The organism is Aeromonas sp. HMWF015 (assembly GCF_963878965.1).
In the GTDB taxonomy this organism is placed as follows: Bacteria; Pseudomonadota; Gammaproteobacteria; order Enterobacterales; family Aeromonadaceae; genus Aeromonas; species Aeromonas veronii.
This window is the reverse complement of sequence record NZ_CAWNZT010000328.1, coordinates 1-1,296: the sequence shown is the minus strand read 5'-3', so window position 1 is coordinate 1,296 and position 1,296 is coordinate 1. Positions and strand designations below refer to the sequence as shown.

4 protein-coding genes are annotated in these 1,296 nt (G+C 55.2%); 3 read left to right on the top strand and 1 reads right to left on the bottom strand.

What is annotated here, in order from left to right:
* Positions 1 to 113: helix-turn-helix domain-containing protein (locus AACS18_RS16345; RefSeq protein ID WP_146184722.1), on the bottom strand; the 113-nt coding region annotated here is incomplete at its 3' end.
* Between the two features lie 119 nt (positions 114 to 232).
* Between AACS18_RS16345 and AACS18_RS16340 the strand changes: the two genes are divergently transcribed.
* Genes AACS18_RS16340 through AACS18_RS16330 form a run of 3 tightly spaced genes read left to right on the top strand, consistent with a single transcriptional unit; the run spans position 233 to position 1,218 of the window.
* Positions 233 to 421 carry a Cro/CI family transcriptional regulator gene (locus AACS18_RS16340; RefSeq protein ID WP_108611872.1) on the top strand — a complete coding sequence of 63 codons (189 nt, stop codon included), beginning with the start codon at positions 233 to 235 and terminating at the stop codon, positions 419 to 421.
* Between the two features lie 25 nt (positions 422 to 446).
* Positions 447 to 716 carry a regulator gene (locus AACS18_RS16335; protein ID WP_108611871.1) on the top strand — a complete coding sequence of 90 codons (270 nt, stop codon included), beginning with the start codon at positions 447 to 449 and terminating at the stop codon, positions 714 to 716.
* On the top strand, positions 709 to 1,218 hold the full coding sequence (locus AACS18_RS16330) for a phage regulatory CII family protein (RefSeq protein ID WP_108611870.1): 510 nt from the start codon (positions 709 to 711) through the stop codon (positions 1,216 to 1,218). The genes AACS18_RS16335 and AACS18_RS16330 overlap by 8 nt, the downstream gene beginning before the upstream one ends.
* Positions 1,219 to 1,296 lie beyond the last annotated feature (78 nt).

The window sequence follows — 1,296 nt, the reverse complement described above, 5'->3', positions numbered from 1 at the left end:
TCATCGTTCTCCCACTGAGAAATTGATGACTTTTTCACACCAATGAGTTCACCCAGCTTTTGCTGGGTAAGTCCATGTTTTTTCCTGAGTTCTTTAATGCGTTCACTTTTCATAGTTCAGTAATCTAAACAATTTCCAGTCCAGAGTGCTTGACCCAAAAGTCCAGATGACTTAACTTTCGGCAAAGTTTAGTTGTTTTAACCTGTTCAATGAACCGAACTTTGAGGTGAGCATGAAAACTGAATTGGCCGTCGACTACTTCGGCACAAAAGCCGCGATTGCTGATGCTCTGGGCATCAAGAAAAGCGCGGTATCCCAGTGGGGAGACACCATCCCCAAAGGCCGAGCCTACCAAATCGAAGTGCTGACTGGCGGCAAGTTGAAAGCCGATCAGCATCACACCGCGCAAGGTCGCGCGTAACTGAACTCGCAGGAGGCAACCATCCATGATTATCGCCCCCATCCATATCGATACCCCGGTTTGCACGGTAGAGAGCTTCTCCGAGCGTACCGGCTTGACCCAGCGCACGGTGGAGAACTACGTGCGGGCCGGGCGCATTCCAATCATGCCTAAGCAGGGCCGCGCTGAAAAAGTGCTGATCAACCTAGTGCTCTACACCCAGCAGGCAATGAATCAGCCGGGTCTGGTACCTGCACCGGCACCTGTCCGCCGCCCTAGAGTGTCGCGCAAGCAGAGGGATGAAAGCCATGTTTGAGCAAACTTGCAGCAAACATCATCACTTTGACTCCGCATGTTCGCGCTTTGCCGCCAGCCATTCATTGGCCGAAGTGGCCCGCACTGCAGGTATCGGTGAGCAGGTACTACGCAACAAGTTAAACCCGGCACAACCTCACCAACTCACCGCTAGGGAACTGGTGGCCATTTATCACGCCACCGAGGGGGACGAGACGCTGTTCGACGGTCTGTTGTTGGAGTGTGGCCTCACTGCAGTGGCTATTCCCAAGGCTGATCGAGCTCCTTCCCTGCCCCATCAAGCCATCGACCTGAACGCCAAGATCGCCAGCATTGGCCAGCGAGCGCTGGAGCTGACTGACCGGGGCCGGATCACCCGCTCGGAGCGCAACACCCTGGTGAGCGTGGCCACCTCGGCCATGGGGTCACTCGCCATCCTGATCCACGACATTGAAGCCCGCTTTCAAGCGGTGCCGACCCTGGCCTGTGCGTCAGACATCCTGATGCAAACCATGACCATGTAAGGGGGAACCCATGCAAACCCAACGCATTGACCATCAACAACGCAATCTGGCTGGCCTGACGCCAGAAGAACAGGTGGC

What these genes read in the sequence shown, in the direction of transcription:
- AACS18_RS16340 (WP_108611872.1), top strand. Translation starts at nt 233, where the DNA reads ATGAAAACTGAATTGGCCGTCGACTACTTCGGCACAAAAGCCGCGATT.
- AACS18_RS16335 (WP_108611871.1), top strand. Translation starts at nt 447, where the DNA reads ATGATTATCGCCCCCATCCATATCGATACCCCGGTTTGCACGGTAGAG.
- AACS18_RS16330 (WP_108611870.1), top strand. Translation starts at nt 709, where the DNA reads ATGTTTGAGCAAACTTGCAGCAAACATCATCACTTTGACTCCGCATGT.